Origin of the sequence: Kutzneria buriramensis (assembly GCF_003387475.1) — a bacterium.
Classification (GTDB): Bacteria; Actinomycetota; Actinomycetes; order Mycobacteriales; family Pseudonocardiaceae; genus Kutzneria; species Kutzneria buriramensis.
In genome coordinates, this window is sequence record NZ_QUNO01000001.1 from 461213 (window position 1) to 477765 (window position 16553).

A 16553-nucleotide genomic window follows, 5' to 3' on the forward strand; every position below is an offset into this window, starting at 1 on the left:
GTGCTCTCTCAATTCCTCGCGCAGGCCCAGGGACAGATCAACCCGCCGGACGTGTCGTACGCGGCGATCACGCCGATCCTGATCGTGCTCGGCGCGGCCTGCCTCGGCGTGCTCATCGAGGCCTTCGTGGCCAAGGAGTCGCGCTGGGCCCTGCAGGTCGGGCTGTGCGTGGTGTCCATCCTGGCCGCCGGCGTGGCGCTCATCCTGTTCATGAACAGCGACGCCGCCAAGGGCGGGGTCGCCGGGCACACCGGCGTGCTGACGCTGGCCAACGTCATCTCCATCGACCAGCCGGCGCTGTTCCTGTGGGGCACGCTGCTGGCGCTGGGGCTGCTCGCGTTGCTGCTGCTGGCCGACAAGACCGTCGACCCCGACGGCGCGCTCCAGACCGAGGCGTTCCCGCTGTTCCTGTTCGCGCTGGGCGGCATGATGGTGTTCAGCGCCGCGAACAACCTGCTGACCATGTTCATCGCGCTGGAGGTGCTCAGCCTCCCGCTGTACCTGATGTGCGGTCTGGCTCGGAAGCGTCGCCTCATCTCGCAGGAAGCGGCGGTCAAGTACTTCCTGCTCGGCGCCTTCGCGTCCGCGTTCTTCCTGTACGGCCTGGCGCTGCTCTACGGCTACGCCGGCTCGGTGCGGCTGTCCGACATCGCCAACGCCGCCGTCGGCACCAACCGGTCCGACACGCTGCTGTTCGGCGGTCTCGGCCTGCTCGTCGTCGGCCTGCTGTTCAAGGCCGCCGTCGGTCCGTTCCACACCTGGACCCCGGACGTCTACCAGGGCGCGCCCACGCCCGTCACCGCCTTCATGGCCGCCTGCACCAAGGTGGCCGCGTTCGGCGGGATCCTGCGGGTGCTCACCGTGGCGTTCCAGTCCACGCAGTGGGAGTGGCGCGGGGTGCTGTGGGCCGTGTGCATCGTGTCCATGGCCATCGGCGCGATCTTCGGTCTGACCCAGACCGACGTGAAGCGCATGATCGCCTACTCCTCGGTGGCGCACGCCGGCTTCCTGCTCGTCGGGGCCATCGCCCTCAACACCAACGGCCTCCAGTCGACCCTGTTCTACCTGGTCGCCTACGGCTTCACCACGATCGCGTCGTTCGGCGTGATCTCCCTGGTGCGCCGGGGCAACGGCGAGGCCTCCGACCTGTCCGAATGGGCCGGCCTGGCCAAGCGCTCGCCGCTGCTGGCCGCCGTCTTCACGTTCCTGCTGCTCGCCCTGGCCGGCATCCCGCTCACCAGCGGCTTCGTCGGCAAGTTCGTCGTGTTCTCCGCGGCGTTGCAGGACGGCATGGCCCCCCTCGTCGTCATCGCCCTGGTCTTCAGCGCCGTCGCCGCGTTCTTCTACCTGCGCGTCGTCGTCCTGATGTACTTCAGCGAGCCCGCCGAGGACGGCCCCACCGTCACCGTGCCCGGCGCCTTCACCACCGTCGCCATCGGTCTGGGCGTGTTCATCACCCTGCTGCTCGGCGTCGTCCCCGGCTTCGTCCTGGACTGGGCCAAGGGCGGCTTCCTCGGCTGAGGACCGTTTCACGCGACAGGGGCGGCTCCGAGCGGGGCCGCCCCTTCGTCGTCTCAGGCCACGAGCCTGACCACGAGCTTCGCGCCGAGCGCCTGCGCCAGCCGGTCCAGCACCGGAATCGTCGGCATCGTGCCGCCTGCCTCGAACCGTGCGACTGCGGACTGTGTCATACCGGCGGCCTGCGCCAGTTGCGTTTGCGTCCAGCCCCGCCTCTCGCGCATCTCGCGTACGGACTTGCCGAGCTCGTAGGCCAGCCGAGCAGCCGCGTGGCCCTCCTCCGCGCCGGGCTCCGCCATCCTCCGGTCACGCAGCTCCCGCCAGCTGCTCCGCTCAGCCATCGGTCTCGCTTCCGTCGTCCTCGTCCGGGGTGCGGAAGGTCGCGGTGGCGAACTGCCCGGCGGTCAGATTCTTCAGCCAGTCGAGGACTTCCGGTTCCAGCTCGACGGTGCCCCAGTTCATAGCGCAGATGCTATACCCGCACCGTAACAGCGCGGCTCCCCAGAGTGGCGATCGAGCTATCCTGGAGTTCTCCACACCACTACCCAGGCACGACCGATCTCGCGGCGATTACGCTGCTGGGGACGTGACACTACTGCTGGGGAAACAGCCAGCAGCCGGGCCGCTGTAGGGGACACATCCACGTGACGGGCAACCAGCACACGCACACCGCCTCGGAGCGGGGCATTCGATTCGACTTCGCCGATCCGGCGCTGGCCGACGCGGTGCGGATCGGCCTGGGCAGAGTCGAGAACCTGCTGCGCTCGGTGGTGCAGAGCGACCTCGAGTTCGTCACGGAGACGGCGCTGCACCTGGTGGACGCGGGGGGCAAACGCTTCCGCCCGCTGTTCACGCTGCTGGCCGCCCAGTTCGGCGACGCGGACCGCGAGGACGTGACGAAGGCGGCGGCGGTGGTGGAGCTGATCCACCTGGCCACGCTGTACCACGACGACGTGATGGACGAGGCGACGATGCGCCGCGGCGCGGTCAGCGCGAACGCCCGCTGGGACAACACGATCGCCATCCTGACCGGCGACTTCCTGTTCGCGCACGCCTCGAAGCTGGTGGCGGACCTGGGCACGGAGGCGGGCCACATCATGGCCGGCACCTTCAGCCAGCTGGTCACCGGCCAGATGCGCGAGACGATCGGCCCGCCGGCCGGCCAGGACCCGGTCGCGCACTACCTGAAGGTGATCGACGAGAAGACGGGCTCGCTGATCGCGACGGCCGGCCGGTTCGGCAGCATGTTCGCGGGGGTGAGCCCCGAGCGGGTGCAGGCGTTGAGCACCTACGGCGACGCCATCGGCAAGGCCTTCCAGATCTCCGACGACATCATCGACATCGCCTCCCCGTCGTCGGAATCCGGCAAGACGCCCGGAACGGACCTGCGCGAGGGTGTGCGCACGCTGCCCATGCTGTACGCGCTGACCGACCCGGACCCGCAGGGCGACCGGCTGCGCGAGCTGCTGGCCGGCCCGATCGCCGACGACAACCTGGTGGAGGAGGCGCTGAAACTGCTGCGCGAGTCGGCCGGCCTGGAGCAGGCCCGCCAGACCCTCGCCGGTTACGCGGACCGCGCCCGCTCCGAGCTGGCCGTCCTTCCCGCAGGTCCGGCGCGTGACGCGCTGGATTCCCTCACCGACTACATGGTCGCCCGCACATACTGAAACGCTCACCCGTTAGTGTCATGCTGCCCTGGACGGGCAAGGGGGCCCGAACGGGCCGCCGGCCGTTAGCCTGCCGCAAGGGCCAGCAGGCACTAGGAGGGTGTAGTCCGGTGATGTGGGTGTTCGGGCAGGTGTGGTTGCTCTGCCTGCTGTCGTTCGTGATCGGCGGGGTGCTGGACGCCGTGCTGTTCTCACGACCGCTGCGCAAGCAGGTGCGGCAGCTGGAGATCCAGCTCGCCAAGGCGAAGCGCGCGGAGGCCGCGCCGCCGCCGGCGATGCCGGTGCCGGCGGAGAGCGACGTCGAGCGGACGAGCATCGTCGACGAGCACCCGTCGCCGGCCTCGGGCTGGGACCCGGACCGACTACCGTCCTGGGAGCGCGGCCCCGAGTCGCCCCGCACGCTGGTCGCCCCGCAGCCGGAGCACGACCTCGGCTACGACCGCCCGGACCGTCCGGAGCCGCAGTTCACGCCGTACGAGCCGGAGGCGACCCGGTACGAGCCGCCGGCCGCCGAGCCGCCCCAGTTCCCGGAGCCGGCCACCGTCGAGCCCCAGGCCGACCGCCCGCAGCTGGCCGCCGACCGCACCCGCTTCGAGCCGCTGGACGCCGAGCCCCACGTCGAGGCCGACTACCACGTCGAGGCCGGCTACCACGCCGAGCACGGGGCCGACCAGGACAACGAGCCGGCGCCGGCCGCGGAGCCCGAGCCGGAGCCCGTGGCGGCCCAGGAGCAGCCGCCCGCCGACGAGCAGCCGACCCAGATCCAGGCGCCGGTCCCGGCCGCTCCGCCGATCCCCAACCCCAGCCCGGCCGAGATGACGGCGGCGATCAACCGGCTGGTCGGCGAGGCGAACGCGGCGGAGACCACCAGCATCCTGCCGCCGGCGCTGGATCCCGAGGACATGGAGCTGGCCGACCACGGCCCGGTCACGCCGGCCCGCGGCCAGCTCGCGCACGTGCCGACCGCCGACCTCGAGGACGAGCACCTGGTCGACGACGTCGTCGACGACGACCTGACGGAATCCGAGCGCGAGGCGGCCGCCGAGACCACCGGCCCGGTCGCGGTGTCGGTGATCGCCGCGGCGCAGAAGGCGGTGCAGGAGCGCCGCCTGGCCGGCGAGCTGGCCGAGGAGGAGCCCGCGCCGGAACCCGAGCCCGAGGCCGCGTCCCGGCACAGCCTGTTCGAGCAGCCCGCGGAGCCGGCCGACGGCGTGTACGACCTGCCGGAGAACGAGCCCGCGCCGGAGCCGGAGCCGGAACCCGAGGTGCAGCTGGAGGCGCTGGCCGAGCCGATCCGGCTGGACCCGAACCAGTTCGGCAAGCCGATCCCGCCCGGCGCTCTCACCCCGCCCGGCAGCGTCACGCCGCCGGAGCCGGCCGAATCGGCCACGCCGCTGCCGACCCGCCCGCCGCGCCCCGAGCCGGCCCCCATGGAGGCGGTCGCCCGCCCGCGCTCGCTGTTCGAGCCGGTGCTCGACCCCGACGGGGACGACCCGTACGACGACCTGGACGGCTTCGCGCCCATCCAGGAGCCGACGACCCGGTCGTTCACGTCGACCGACTCGGTGCCGTTCACCCCGATCCTGGCCCCGGAGTTGCTGGCCGCCGAGCAGCCGAAGCCGCCGCCCGCGTCCACCTCGGCCGGCCTGCCCAAGCGCACGGTGAGCAGCTCGTGGCCGCGCGGCGGCAACGGCCTGTCCGCCGGGCCGGAGCCGTTCGACCCGGCCCCCTTCCGGCCGCGTCAGGCGTTCAGCACGATCCCCCGCAACACCGACGCCGCGCCGATCCGCCGCCCGTCCAGCGGCGGCCCGCGCACCCCGTTCGGCCCCGGCTCGGCGCTGCCCAAGCCGGACGGCTCCGCGCCTTCGGACGACTTCCAGGTCAAGGCCGTCATCGGCTCGCGGACCTATCACACGGCCAGCAGCGGCGGCTTCGCCGGCGCGAAGGCCGAGGTCTGGTTCCGCAGCGCCGAAGAGGCCGAGCGCGCCGGCTTCAACCCGGCCGACTAGGCGTCACGACGAAGCAGGCCCCTGGCGATCTCGCCGGGGGCCTGCTTCGCGTCCACGGATTTCAGTCCGCCGCGACGGACCAGGTGTCCTTGCCGCGCAGCAGCGCGCCCAGGTTGGCGGGCTTGGCCGCCTTGGCCTGCTCGACCTGGTGCCGGGCCAGGTCGTCGTACGTGGCCCGCTGCACGTTGCGGAACACGCCGGTGACGGTGTGGTCCAGGTTGTGGTTGCCCAGCCGGGACAGCGCGAACGCGTAGGACGGGTCCTCGATCGTGGCGTCGTGCACGACCAGGTTGTCCTCGCCGACCTCGGCCACCTCGACGACCTTGAGCGTGCCGGTCTTCGGGTCGCGGGCGACGCCGTGCTGGCCGTCGGCGCCGAACCGGATCGGCTCGCCGTGGCGCAGCGGCACGATGCGCTCCTCGCGCTCGCCCGGCTCCTTGAGCACGTCGAACGCGCCGTCGTTGAAGATCGGGCAGTTCTGGTAGATCTCCACCAGCGCCGACCCGCGGTGCTCGGCGGCGGCCCGCAGCACCTCGGTGAGCTGCTTGCGGTCCGAGTCCAGCGCCCGGCCCACGAACGACGCCTCCGCGCCCAGCGCCAGCGACACCGGGTTGAACGGGTGGTCCAGCGAGCCCATCGGGGTGGACTTGGTGACCTTGCCCTCCTCGGAGGTGGGCGAGTACTGGCCCTTGGTCAGGCCGTAGATCCGGTTGTTGAACAGCAGGATCTTCAGGTTGACGTTGCGGCGCAGCGCGTGGATCAGGTGGTTGCCGCCGATGGACAGCGCGTCGCCGTCACCGGTGACGACCCACACCGACAGGTCCTCCCGCGAGGTCGCCAGGCCGGTCGCGATGGCCGGGGCGCGCCCGTGGATGGAGTGCATGCCGTAGGTGTTCATGTAGTACGGGAAGCGGCTGGAGCAGCCGATGCCCGACACGAACACGATGTTCTCGCGCTTGAGGCCCAGATCCGGCAGGAAGGACTGCACGGCGGCGAGCACGGCGTAGTCGCCGCAGCCCGGGCACCAGCGGACCTCCTGGTCGGTCTTGTAGTCCTTGGCGGTCTGCTTGCCGTCGAAGGTCGGCACGCCGGCGAGCCCACCCAGCTGCGGAAGCCCGAGGTCGATCGCGGTCACGCGTCCAGTCCCTTCACGAAGTCGATCAGCACGTCCTGGAGTTCCTCGGCCTTGAACGGCAGGCCGGCGACCTTGGTGTACGACACGGCGTCGACCAGGTACTTGGCCCGGATCAGCATGGCCAGCTGGCCCAGGTTCATCTCCGGGATGACGACCTTGTCGTAGCGCTTGAGGACCTCGCCCAGGTTGCGCGGGAACGGGTTGAGGTTGCGCAGGTGCACGTGGGCGACGTCCATGCCCAGCCGGCGGACCCGGCGGCAGGCCGCGCCGATCGGGCCGTAGGAGGAGCCCCAGCCCAGCACCAGCACGCGGGCCGCGCCGGACGGGTCGTCGATCTCGGCGTCGGGCACGGTGATGCCGTCGATCTTGGCCTGGCGGATCCGGACCATCTTGTCGTGGTTGTCCGGGTCGTAGGAGATGTTGCCGGTCTTGTCGGCCTTCTCCAGGCCGCCGATCCGGTGCTCCAGCCCGGGGGTGCCCGGCACCGCCCACGGCCGGGCCAGCGTCTCCGGGTCGCGCAGGTACGGCCAGAACTCGCCGGAGCCGTCGGTGGCGTTGGGCTCGGTGGCGAACTGCACGCTCAGGTCGGGCAGGTCCTCGACGTTCGGGATCAGCCACGGCTCGGAGCCGTTGGCGATGTAGCCGTCGGACAGCAGCAGCACCGGCGTGCGGTAGGTCAGCGCGATCCGGGTCGCCTCCAGGGCCGCCTGGAAGCAGTCCGCGGGCGAGCGCGGCGCGATGATCGGCACCGGGGCCTCGCCGTTGCGGCCGAACATGGCCTGCAACAGGTCGGCCTGCTCGGTCTTGGTCGGCAGGCCGGTGGACGGGCCGCCGCGCTGGATGTCCAGCACCACCAGCGGCATCTCGGTCATCACGGCCAGGCCGATGGTCTCCGACTTCAGCGCGATGCCCGGGCCGGAGGTGGAGGTCACGCCCAGCGCGCCGCCGAAGGACGCCCCGAGGGCGGCGCCGATGCCGGCGATCTCGTCCTCGGCCTGGAAGGTGGTGACGCCGAAGTTCTTGTGCTTGGCCAGCTCGTGCAGCACGTCGGAGGCCGGCGTGATCGGGTACGTGCCCAGGAACACCGGAAGCTTCGCGCACTGGCCGGCCGCGACGATGCCGTAGGCCAGCGCGGTGTTGCCGGTGATCTGCCGGTAGGTGCCGGTGGCCAGCTTGGCCGGCGCGACCTCGTAGGTCACGGCGAAGGACTCGGTGGTCTCGCCGTAGTTCCAGCCGGTGTGGAAGGCCAGGATGTTGGCCTCGGCGATGGCCTCGTTCTTGGCGAACTTCTCGCGCAGGAAGCGCTCGGTGCCCTCGGTCTCCCGGTGGTACATCCAGGACAGCAGGCCCAGCGCGAACATGTTCTTCGCGCGCTCGGCGTCCTTCTTCGACAGGCCGGTCGGCTCCAGCGCGGCGCGGGTGATGCTGGCCATCGCCACCTGGTGCACCTGGTACTGCGACAGCGACTCGTCCTCGAGCGGGTTGCTGGCGTAGCCGACCTTGGTCAGGTTGCGCTTGGTGAACTCGTCGGTGTTGACGATGAGCATGCCGCCGGCGGGCAGGTCGGCGATGTTGGCCTTGAGCGCGGCCGGGTTCATCGCGACCAGCACGTCCGGGCGGTCGCCGGGGGTGAGGATGTCGTAGTCCGCGAAGTGCAGCTGGAAGCTGGACACGCCGGGCAGCGTGCCCTGTGGCGCGCGGATCTCGGCGGGGAAGTTCGGCAGCGTGGCAAGGTCGTTGCCGAAGGCCGCGGCCTCCGAGGTGAACCGGTCACCGGTGAGCTGCATGCCGTCGCCGGAGTCGCCGGCGAAGCGGATCACAACTCGATCAACCTTGCGGACGTCCGTTGTGCGCGTCCCCCTACCCACGTCAATACTCATGGGCTCGACAGTGCCTTTCTCCTCGGCCACGTCACGCCACGACCGGCTGGCGGCGCCGGCTTGGCGCTATCTCACGAGCGTAGTCGTCGGGCACGGGGTGTTCTCGCAGTCTTTGGTGATCATTGTTCACCGTCGGCTCGGCGCGGCGCTCCCACCAGGTGTTAACGGTACTTACCGGCGGTAAGGTGAAACGTCGTTGTGCGGTGCACGTCACAGTAATGTGTGTCGCTGTCCGACATGTGGGAAATGCCATCAATTGCCGCCGATCCGACGCCGCAGCGCCGCCAGCCGCTCGGTGAACGCCGGCGAGTCGATCGAGGCCAGCTGCGGGCCCAGCTCCAGCTCCACCGCGTCGGCGTGCGCGACGGTCGCCGCCGTCGCCCGCATGGTGCGCTTGGCCGCGATCACCAGCTCCCGCGGCGCCTGCGCCGCCTGGCTCGCGAGTTGCACCGCGCGCTCGACGACGTCGTCGGCGACGTCGAGCACCAGCCCCGCCGCCAGGGCGGCGTTCGCGTCGCAGACCCGACTGAACAGCGTCATGGCGGCGGCCTGCTGCGGGCCGACGATCCGTTGCAGCATCCAGGTCATGCCACCGCCGGGGTGGATGCCCAGTTGCAGGAACCGGGCGTCGAACCGCGCCTTCTCTCCCGCGAGTCGTACGTCACAGGCCAGCGCGAGGTTCAGGCCCGCGCCGACTGCCGCGCCGTTGACCGCCGCGACCGTCGGCAGCGCGCAGTTGGCCACCGCGAGGAAACCCGCGTAGATGCTGCGCAGGCCCTCCTCGCGGGCCTCGCCGAGCGCCGTCAGATCGGCGCCCGCGCAGAACGCCGGCGGCGTCCCCGTCACGACGAGCGCGCCGACCTGCTCGTCCGCCTCGCAGGCCCGGACCGCCTCCGCCAGCTCGGCGGCCAGGCCCAGGTTCAGCGCGTTGCGGCGGTCGGGGTCGTGCACCGTCACCACCGCGACCCGGTCGCGGCGGTCGACAAGGATCTGACTCATGGCGGCGAGGCTAGTGCTCCGGAGTGGGAGGCCGGTCGAGAAGCGTTGAAAGGACCACCGTGGAGATCGTCCGGTCCACGATGTCCAGGCCGCGCAGGCGCTCCAACACCGTCTCGAGGTGGTGGATGTTGGCCGCGCGCAGGTGCACGATCGCGTCCGCCGCTCCCGAGACGGTGTAGGCGGCCACCACCTCCGGCAGCGGCTCCAGTCGGCCGCGGATCTCCGTCGGCGGGATGTTGCCCTTGCAGTGCACCTCGACGAAGGCCTCCGTGCCCCAGCCCAGGGCCTCCGGGTCGACCACCGCCGTGAAGCCGCGCAGGACGCCCAGATCCAGCAACTTGTCCACCCGGCGCTTCACCGCCGGGGCGCTCAGGCCCACCGCGTTGCCGATCTCCGCGTAACTCGATCGGGCGTCGGTGACGAGGCACGAAACGATTCGCTGGTCGATGGCGTCCATACGCAACATTCTGCACCATTGGACGCAATGCAGCGGCGTTGATCGATGGTCCCCCCACCACTTACATTTCGATCCATGTCCGCCACGCTCGACGCGCCGCTCCCGACCGCGGAGCAGATCGCCCAGGTCCGGGTGCCGACCACCCGTCGGTACCTGATGTGCCGCCCGGAGTACTTCACCGTCGAGTACTCGATCAACCCGTGGATGGATCCCGAGCGTCCGGTGGACACCCGGGTCGCCGTCGAGCAGTGGACCGCGCTGAAGGACGCCTACGAGGCGCTGGGGCACAAGGTCGAGCTCATCGACCCCGAGCCCGGGCTGCCCGACATGGTGTTCGCCGCGAACTCCGGCACCGTCGTCAACGGCGTCGTGCTCGGCTCCCGGTTCCGCGCCGAGCAGCGGGCCGCCGAGGCCGACCACTTCCGGCGCTGGTTCCTGCGCAACGGCTACCGCGACGTCGTGATGCCCACCTGCGTCAACGAGGCCGAGGGCGACTTCACCTGGACCGGCACCGTGCTGTTGGCCGGCACCGGCTTCCGCACCGACCCCGGCGCCCATGCTGAGGCCCAGGAGGTCCTCGGCGTGCCGGTCGTGTCCCTCCAGCTCGTCGACCCGCGCTACTACCACCTCGACACCGCGCTGTTCGTCCTCGACGACCGCTCCGCGCGGCCCGAGATCTGCTACTACCCCGAGGCCTTCTCACCGGGGTCGCAGCGGGTGCTCCGCCATCTGTTCCCCGACGCCGTCATCGCCACCGCCGCCGACGCCGAATGCCTCGGCCTCAACGGAGTCTCCGACGGTCACAACGTCGTGCTGCCCACAGAGGCCACCGCCCTCGGCGACCGCCTCGCCGCCCGCGGCTACCAGCCCGTGTACGTCGACGTCTCCGAGCTCCGCAAGTCCGGCGGCGGCCCCAAGTGCTGCACCATGGAGCTCCGGGACTGATCACGACCTCGCCGGTGGTGGGGCCGCCCCGATCAGCCCCAGCACCGGCGCCTCCACCACTGCTCGTCGGCCGGCGCGGACGGGTTCGGCCAGGTTCTGGCGAGGTAGATCTCGTCCAGAGGCGTGACCATCGCCCGCAGTTCTCGTGCGGCCCGGGTGGCAGGGCGTGGAGCGCGATCTCCAGAACGTCGCGTTCGTCGTCGAAAGGGAACAGGCTGCACAGCTGGCAGCCGCAGCCGCCGGACAGTTCGAGCGCGGGCCGGTGGGCCACTCGGGTCCATCGGAGCAGGGCTCGTGCCACCGCGCCGGGCCACAGGCGTTCGCGTTCCAGGCGGGTCACCGCCGCCGCGAGCTTTCGCGTACCGCGGGGAAGGCCGGGCGCATGGGTGACCCCTGGGTTGGGGTTCGGCGCGGGCCGCCTACGCGGCATCGTCTCCTGGGTGTTGATGTGCCATGGGTTCAGCGTGCCGGGTCCGGCGCGACCGCGTCATCCGAGTTTCCGGCTGATCGAGGAGTTCCGTACGGCGCGAGACGATCGCGGCCTGCGGTGCTGGCTGTCGGAGCTGATCGGTGAGGCGCGGTCGGAGGCGCTGCTCACGGACGAGTCCTTCGGGGATCGGGCCCGGCGCGGCCTGGAACTGTTGGACAGCAAGGAGTCACGACGGCTGCTGTGGGCGGCGGGCAACCCGGCGCGGCAGCCCGACGTCGGCCGTTTCATGCGCAAGTGGCTGATCGTCTCCGCGGTGGCGCTGCTGCTCCTCGTCGGCAGCGGCGTCGGCCTGTACGTGCTGATGAACTCCCGAACCTTCCAGCTGTTCGGCGGCCTGACCTATCGCGTGGACACCGACGAGAAGGTCGTGGCGCTGACGTTCGACGACGGCCCCTCGGACAAGGGGCCGTCGATCGAGAAGGCGCTGGCCGGCCTGCGCGTGCCGGCGACGTTCTTCCTCATCGGCTCCGAGATGGAGAAGCACCCGGGCGTGGCGGAGCGGCTGGTGGCGCAGGGCGACCAGCTCGGCAACCACTCGTACTCGCACACCCGCATGGTGTTCGTGGGCGCGGACTTCGTGGCCTCGGAGATCGAACGGACCGATGCCCTGATCCGGCGGGCGGGTTACGGCGGCGAGATCGTGTTCCGGCCGCCGTACAGCAAGAAGATCTACCAGCTGCCGAAGTACCTGGCCGACCATGGCCGCAAGACGATCACCTGGGACGTGGAGCCGGACTCCGACTCAGGCGACCCGGCCTCGGACAACCCGAACGCCATCGCCAGCACGACCCTGGACCAGGTGCGGCCGGGTTCGATCATCCTGCTGCACCCGTGGAACGCCGACCACGACGCGGACCTCGCGGCGCTGCCCAGGATCGTGGACGGCTTGCGGGCCAAGGGCTACCGCTTCGTCACGGTCAATGATCTGCTGACCACGCACTGACCACAGTGGACGGCGCCGGGAGGCGCCGTCCACCGACGGTCCTCACGCCGTGACGGCGGCCTGCTCCACGGCGGCCATCAGTTCCTCGACGTCCGGCTCGACGACGGCCTGCGCCGGCTCCAGCCGCCCCAGCCCGGTGCACCAGTCCTGGTCCGCCAGGGCGAACGCGGACACCACCAGCGGCGCGGCGGCCCGACCCGGGCGCACCATGTCCTGGAACATGTCCAGTTCCAGCCGGCCGCCGATGCGGCCGGGCTTGAGCCGGAGCGTCCCATGTGGAACCTCGTCCTCGTGCGCCCACCGGCACGCCCACTCGGTCCACACGATCGGCCGCTCCACCTCGTGCGTGGGCGACACGGCCTTCACGTTGGCCCCGATGGAGCTGATCCGGCTGGTGTCGGCGGCGTGCACGAGCATGTCCTCGAACTCCATCGAGGAGATGCCGATGTCGTACCCCGCCACCAGCGCCACGTGCACGAGCGCGATCGGCACCTGTGGCAGCGCGTCCTCGAAGCACGTCATGGCGCCGCCGTAGCGGGTGTTGATCTCGGTGGGGCGGAAGCCGTCGGCGGTGGCGACGCCGTCCAGGGTGAAGGTGCCCCGGTAGCCGACGGTGGTGCGCAGCTGCTCGCCGACCCGGCGGGCCAGGTTGCGCATCTCGTCACGGATCTGCGAGGGCGGGTCGTAGAAGCTGGCGCAGCCGGCGTAGAGGAAGCGCGCCGACTCGGTGCGCCGCGGCACGACCATCTCGATCGGACGCAGCACGGCGGTGCCGTCCGGGAACACGATGCCGTGCACCGACACCGGGATCCCCTCCAGGAACGGCATCACCCGGATGAAGTCGCACTTGGGCGCGAGGTGCCGGAACACCCGCCTGGCCTCGGACCGGGTCCGCACCCGGCGCACGAAGTTCGCCCCGCCGTTGATCGCCGGCCCGTCCCCGGACCACACCACGCCCCAGCCGCTGTCCAGCCGCTTGGACGCCTCCCACAGCGAGGAGAACGACTCGCCGGCGGCGTCGAACACGACGGCCGGCGCGTGCGGCGCGGACAGGTCCCGCCACAGCGAGTCGATGGTGGTCTTGTTCTCCAGCGCCACCCATTCGGGCCGCCGATAGTTGATCACCGTGCGGCCGTCGACCTCGGGCAGCGCCATGTAGTGCGACCCGACCACCAGCGCGTCGCCCTCGGGGTCGAACTCGCGCAGCGCCCCGGCCAGCTCCGGGGCGGGACTACTCAGCGCTTCCTCAAGGCCCATCTGTTCCGTGGCGATCAGACCGCTGATGCCCAGCGGCAGCCAGGTGGCCACCTGCGGGTCGTACAGCGGCGCGGAATCATCGGTGCTGATCACGAGCGTGCGATCGACGCCCAGATGCTGCAGTTCCTGCACACGCCGGTACAGCCGGGTGCCACCGGCGAGGACGACCTTGCGGCCGCCGAACAGACCACGGAGGCGCTCGGAGAGCGCGCGAGACTGATGATCCATAGTCATGGACTCACTTAGCTGAAGTGCCTTGAGGGCCGGCGAGCGCCGGATGCTCCGAAGCATAGAGCCCGCCGCGTGGTCGCCGAAAGCACGGTCTGGCAACGGTATTGGGGCCTCAGCGGGAGATCAGCCGGTCCGCCCGCTCGGTCGGCATCAACATCACCATCCGGTTCACGCTGCCGGGCGCCTTCAGCCACGTGCCGGGGTCGGCCAGCACGTCGTCGATCTCGATGTCGCCCAGCTCGGGGGCGTCGTCGAAGATCGCGTTGCACGGCTCCCTGATCTCCACCAGGTCGCGGTCGATGAGGTCGCGGACCACCCGGCGGAACCGCGGGATCAGCTCCTTGATCGCCTCCTCGTCGGTGCCGGGGATCCAGACCGTGCCGCACCGCTCGGAGTGTCCGAGGAAATCGGAGATCACCCCGTTGAGGTAGGCCTCCTCGATTGTGTTGATCATGACCCAGTACTCTTCGGGCCCGAGTTCCTCCCAGAAGCTCACGCCGCCTCCTTCGTCGGCAGCGTGAGCGCCGCTACTGTGTTCGACGGTTCGCTCGCAGGCTCGCTCACGGGCCCATCTTCGCCGTCGGCACAAGCCCCGCCAGTGGCACGTCTAGGCTTGGTCTTCGTGACCACGACGACGTCGACCGTTCGGCTGAACTGGGGCACCCGGTACGAGGTGACGGTGCTCGACCTGGGCTTGGCCTGCTGCGGCGTCGAGGTGATGGCCGCGCTGCACGGACGCGGCGAGGACGCCCCGGAACCGGTGCCGACCGGCGCGCCGGAGGTGGTGCACGTGCTGGTGGTGTCCGGAACCGTTACCGACGTGATGCTGCCGGCGGTGCTGGCGACGTACGAGGCGATGCCCGAGCCCAAGCGCGTGCTGTCGGTCGGCGCGTGCAGCAACACCGGCGGCCCGTACTGGGATTCCTACTGCGTCACCAAGGGAATCGACCAGATGCTGCCGGTCGACGTCGCGGTGCCGGGCTGCCCGCCGCGGCCTGAGGCGTTGCTCGACGGGCTGCGTGCGCTGCACCGGATGGTGGCCTCATGAGTGCCGCATCGGGCGAACTCGCGGCACGAATGGCGGACCTGCAGCCGTCGGCCGTCACCAGGGCCGCGTTCGGTCAGTCCATCGTGACAATTCCGCTCAACGACTGGGTGAACGCCGCGATGCTGGCCCGTGACGAGCTCGGCTGCGCGTTGTTCGACTGGCTCGGCGCGGAGGACGCCGGACGGCCGGGCGCGGTGGGCGAGCGGCACACGGTGCTGCTGCACGTTGTCGACCCGTCGAACCGGGACGGCCTGCTGCTGCGTACCGAGGTGGGCGTGGGCGAGGAGTTGCCGAGCGTCGCGCACGTGTGGGCCGGCGCGGCGTGGCATGAGCGCGAGGCGGCCGAGATGTTCGGCATCGCGCTGGCCGGCGCTCCGGCGGAACGGCTGTTGCTGTCGGAGACGTTCGCCGGGCACCCGCTGCGCAAGGACTTCGTGCTCGCGTCCCGGGTCGTGCGGCCCTGGCCGGGCGCGTTGGAGCCCGGCGAGTCGACCGCCGCGCCGAGCCGCCGCCGGCTCGCGCCGCCCGGGGTGCCCGACGCCACGTGGGGACCGCGTCGAGAGGAGGACCCGTCATGACCGAGCGCCCCCTTCCTCCTCGTACCCGCGGTGTCATCGCGCTGCTAGAGGCCAACTGCACCGTCTGCATGATCTGTGCGCGGGAGTGCCCCGACTGGTGCATCCACATCGACTCGCACACCGAGACCGTCCAGCAGGAGGGGGCCGCCCGCCCGCGGCAGCTCAACGTGCTGGACCGCTTCGCCATCGACTACGGCCAGTGCCTGTACTGCGGCATCTGCGTCGAGGTCTGTCCCTTCGACGCGCTGCACTGGGCGCCCGAGCACGACTACCCCGGTACCGGTGACAACGCGGTCGCCGAACTCGTGCACGAGCGCGTTGACCTGGGCAAATGGGTCGACCAGGTGCCGCCGCCCCCGCCGCTGGACGCGGCGGCCGAACCCGCGCCCGAGGCCGCGCCGGGACGTCCGTCACGCGGGGCGCCCGGAACTGGGACCAGGCCCGGAGCGTTGTCTGGAAGGACGCGACGACCCGGAGGCTGAGCAAGGTGCACAAGCACGTCAACGGGTTGAAGACGGCGCTGCTGCTCGGCGCGCTCAGCGGTCTGATCCTGCTGATCGGCCAGTTCTTCGGCCGGACCGGGCTGCTGATCGGCCTGCTGGTGGCCGTGGGCATGAACGCCTACGCGTACTTCAACTCCGACAAGCTGGCGCTGCGTGCCATGCACGCGCGGCCGGTGTCGCAGGTGGAGCAGCCCGCGATGTACCGGATCGTGCGCGAGCTGGCCACGTCCGCGCGGCAGCCCATGCCGCGGCTCTACATCAGCCCCACCCAGGCGCCCAACGCGTTCGCCACCGGCCGCAACCCGGCCAACGCCGCCGTCTGCTGCACCGTCGGCATCCTCGAGCTGCTCGACGAGCGTGAGCTGCGAGCCGTGCTCGGGCACGAGCTGTCGCACGTCTACAACCGCGACATCCTCATCTCGTGCGTCGCCGGCGCCCTGGCCAGCGTCGTCACCGTGCTGGCCAACCTGGCGATGTTCGCCGGCATCTTCGGCGGCAACGACGACGACCGCCCCAACCCCGTCGCCCTGCTCCTGATCGCGCTCGTCGCCCCGCTGGCCGCCGGCATCGTGCAGATGTCCGTCAGCCGCTCCCGCGAGTTCCAGGCCGACCAGTCCGGGGCCCAGCTCACCGGCGACCCCCTCGGCCTCGCGGCCGCGCTGCGGAAGCTGGAGCACGGCACCCAGGCCGCCCCGCTGCCGCCCGAGCCGTCGCTGGTGTCCCAGTCGCACCTGATGATCGCGAGCCCGTTCCGCGCCGGCGAGGCCGGCGCGCGGCTGTTCTCCACGCACCCGCCGATCCAGGAGCGCATCCGCCGCCTCGAAGAGATGGCCCGCCACCCCTTCTGAGGCCGGGACGCAAGGCAGTTGGTTGTCCGGTCCCGCCGTCCGCTG

At 71.0% G+C, this 16553-nt stretch carries 17 protein-coding genes; 9 read left to right on the forward strand and 8 right to left on the reverse strand.

All coding sequences use genetic code 11. The features are described from left to right. Positions 1 to 1521, forward strand: a complete 1521-nt coding sequence (gene nuoN, locus BCF44_RS02150; protein ID WP_116172337.1) for an NADH-quinone oxidoreductase subunit NuoN — start codon at positions 1 to 3, stop codon at positions 1519 to 1521. Positions 1522 to 1574: 53 nt separating this feature from the next. Here nuoN and BCF44_RS02155 read toward each other — a convergent pair whose 3' ends face one another. Both BCF44_RS02155 and BCF44_RS58460 read right to left on the reverse strand, forming a co-directional pair. Then, the gene (locus tag BCF44_RS02155) at positions 1575 to 1859 is read right to left on the reverse strand and encodes a helix-turn-helix domain-containing protein (protein WP_116172338.1); all 285 of its coding nucleotides are present in this window, start codon (positions 1857 to 1859) and stop codon (positions 1575 to 1577) included. Next, entirely contained in the window at positions 1852 to 1980 is a 129-nt protein-coding gene (locus BCF44_RS58460; RefSeq protein ID WP_281283068.1) for a hypothetical protein, read from the reverse strand. Before BCF44_RS58460 ends, BCF44_RS02155 begins: the two co-directional genes overlap by 8 nt. A gap of 182 nt (positions 1981 to 2162) precedes the next feature. On the opposite strand from BCF44_RS58460, the gene BCF44_RS02165 reads away from it, so the two are divergent. Both BCF44_RS02165 and BCF44_RS02170 read left to right on the forward strand, forming a co-directional pair. Then, positions 2163 to 3185: a polyprenyl synthetase family protein gene (locus BCF44_RS02165; protein ID WP_116172339.1), complete on the forward strand. Its 1023-nt coding sequence runs from the start codon at positions 2163 to 2165 to the stop codon at positions 3183 to 3185. A 113-nt stretch (positions 3186 to 3298) separates the two neighbouring features. Continuing rightward, entirely contained in the window at positions 3299 to 5194 is a 1896-nt protein-coding gene (locus BCF44_RS02170) for a sunset domain-containing protein (protein WP_116172340.1), read from the forward strand. A gap of 61 nt (positions 5195 to 5255) precedes the next feature. Here the strand turns inward: BCF44_RS02170 and BCF44_RS02175 are convergent, their stop codons facing one another. The 4 genes from BCF44_RS02175 to BCF44_RS02190 all read right to left on the reverse strand — a co-directional run bounded on the left by BCF44_RS02175 (position 5256) and on the right by BCF44_RS02190 (position 9665). Continuing rightward, positions 5256 to 6329, reverse strand: coding sequence for a 2-oxoacid:ferredoxin oxidoreductase subunit beta (locus BCF44_RS02175; protein ID WP_116172341.1), 1074 nt, complete (start codon positions 6327 to 6329; stop codon positions 5256 to 5258). Then, the gene (locus BCF44_RS02180) at positions 6326 to 8209 is read right to left on the reverse strand and encodes a 2-oxoacid:acceptor oxidoreductase subunit alpha (protein WP_116172342.1); all 1884 of its coding nucleotides are present in this window, start codon (positions 8207 to 8209) and stop codon (positions 6326 to 6328) included. The genes BCF44_RS02175 and BCF44_RS02180 overlap by 4 nt, the downstream gene beginning before the upstream one ends. A 252-nt stretch (positions 8210 to 8461) precedes the next feature. Beyond that, positions 8462 to 9208, reverse strand: coding sequence for an enoyl-CoA hydratase (locus BCF44_RS02185; RefSeq protein WP_116172343.1), 747 nt, complete (start codon positions 9206 to 9208; stop codon positions 8462 to 8464). A gap of 10 nt (positions 9209 to 9218) precedes the next feature. Beyond that, on the reverse strand, positions 9219 to 9665 hold the full coding sequence (locus BCF44_RS02190) for an Lrp/AsnC family transcriptional regulator (RefSeq protein WP_116172344.1): 447 nt from the start codon (positions 9663 to 9665) through the stop codon (positions 9219 to 9221). A gap of 75 nt (positions 9666 to 9740) precedes the next feature. Between BCF44_RS02190 and ddaH the strand changes: the two genes are divergently transcribed. Both ddaH and BCF44_RS02200 read left to right on the forward strand, forming a co-directional pair. Continuing rightward, positions 9741 to 10610 carry a dimethylargininase gene (gene ddaH / locus BCF44_RS02195; protein ID WP_116172345.1) on the forward strand — a complete coding sequence of 290 codons (870 nt, stop codon included), beginning with the start codon at positions 9741 to 9743 and terminating at the stop codon, positions 10608 to 10610. Positions 10611 to 10996: 386 nt separating this feature from the next. Further along, positions 10997 to 12043, forward strand: a complete 1047-nt coding sequence (locus tag BCF44_RS02200; RefSeq protein ID WP_246014782.1) for a polysaccharide deacetylase family protein — start codon at positions 10997 to 10999, stop codon at positions 12041 to 12043. A 42-nt stretch (positions 12044 to 12085) separates the two neighbouring features. Here the strand turns inward: BCF44_RS02200 and BCF44_RS02205 are convergent, their stop codons facing one another. Both BCF44_RS02205 and BCF44_RS57340 read right to left on the reverse strand, forming a co-directional pair. Continuing rightward, positions 12086 to 13534, reverse strand: a complete 1449-nt coding sequence (locus BCF44_RS02205; RefSeq protein WP_246014783.1) for an ATP-grasp domain-containing protein — start codon at positions 13532 to 13534, stop codon at positions 12086 to 12088. Between the two features lie 109 nt (positions 13535 to 13643). Then, the gene (locus BCF44_RS57340; RefSeq protein ID WP_246014784.1) at positions 13644 to 14027 is read right to left on the reverse strand and encodes a hypothetical protein; all 384 of its coding nucleotides are present in this window, start codon (positions 14025 to 14027) and stop codon (positions 13644 to 13646) included. 126 nt (positions 14028 to 14153) lie between these two features. Here BCF44_RS57340 and BCF44_RS57345 point away from each other — a divergent pair, with 126 nt between their 5' ends. Genes BCF44_RS57345 through htpX form a run of 4 tightly spaced genes read left to right on the forward strand, consistent with a single transcriptional unit; the run spans position 14154 to position 16508 of the window. Further along, positions 14154 to 14579 carry an NADH-quinone oxidoreductase subunit B gene (locus tag BCF44_RS57345; RefSeq protein ID WP_246014785.1) on the forward strand — a complete coding sequence of 142 codons (426 nt, stop codon included), beginning with the start codon at positions 14154 to 14156 and terminating at the stop codon, positions 14577 to 14579. Next, the gene (locus BCF44_RS02215; RefSeq protein WP_116172347.1) at positions 14576 to 15157 is read left to right on the forward strand and encodes an NADH-quinone oxidoreductase subunit C; all 582 of its coding nucleotides are present in this window, start codon (positions 14576 to 14578) and stop codon (positions 15155 to 15157) included. Before BCF44_RS57345 ends, BCF44_RS02215 begins: the two co-directional genes overlap by 4 nt. After that, entirely contained in the window at positions 15154 to 15639 is a 486-nt protein-coding gene (locus BCF44_RS02220) for a 4Fe-4S binding protein (protein WP_116172348.1), read from the forward strand. Before BCF44_RS02215 ends, BCF44_RS02220 begins: the two co-directional genes overlap by 4 nt. A 5-nt stretch (positions 15640 to 15644) precedes the next feature. After that, on the forward strand, positions 15645 to 16508 hold the full coding sequence (htpX, locus tag BCF44_RS02225) for a zinc metalloprotease HtpX (protein WP_116172349.1): 864 nt from the start codon (positions 15645 to 15647) through the stop codon (positions 16506 to 16508). Positions 16509 to 16553: the final 45 nt, after the last annotated feature.